The organism is Alcanivorax sp. HI0044 (genome assembly GCF_001634945.1).
Genome location: NZ_LWEZ01000788.1, coordinates 1 through 739, shown reverse-complemented (window position 1 = coordinate 739; position 739 = coordinate 1). Strand labels below are relative to the sequence as shown.

Annotated in this window: 1 protein-coding gene; it reads left to right on the top strand. The window is 58.6% G+C overall.

What is annotated here, in order from left to right; translation table 11 throughout:
* The coding region (locus tag A3730_RS09455; RefSeq protein WP_231883908.1) for a class I SAM-dependent DNA methyltransferase at positions 1–696 on the top strand (696 nt) is incomplete at its 5' end.
* Positions 697–739: the final 43 nt, after the last annotated feature.

Genomic DNA, 739 nt, shown 5'->3' with positions numbered 1-739 from the left:
CCGGCCTGCGGTACCGCCGGTTTCCTGGCCCGCACCATGGAATACCTCAACCGGGTGCATTCCAGCGATGCCGGTACCTTCGAAGACGAGGAGGGCAACAAGCACTACACCGGCGACCTGTTGGACCCCTACCGGGAACACATCAATAAACAGATGTTCTGGGGCTTCGACTTCGACACCACCATGCTGCGCGTCTCCAGCATGAACATGATGCTTCACGGCGTAAACGGCGCCAATATTCTGTATCAGGACAGCCTCAACAAGTCCGTAAAGGAAAACTACCCGGAACAGGAAGAAGACTTCTTCGACATCATCCTCGCCAACCCGCCGTTCAAGGGCAGTCTGGATGAAACCAACACCAACCCGGATGTGCTCGGCCTGGTCAAAACCAAAAAGACCGAGCTGTTGTTCGTCGCCCACATCCTTCGCGCCCTAAAACTCGGTGGCCGCGCCGCCGTCATCGTCCCCGATGGCGTGCTGTTCGGCTCCTCCAAGGCCCACCAGCAACTGCGCAAGGAGCTCATCGAAAACAACCAGCTCGAAGGCATCGTCAGCCTCCCAGTGGTGTGTTCAAACCCTACGCCGGTGTCAGCACCGCCATCCTGCTCTTCACCAAAGGCGGCACCACCGAGCGGGTCTGGTTCTACGATCTACAAGCCGACGGCTACAGCCTGGACGACAAGCGCACCCCGCTGAAAGGCGAAGGCGGCGATGACTTGCCAGATGCCATTGCCAAATG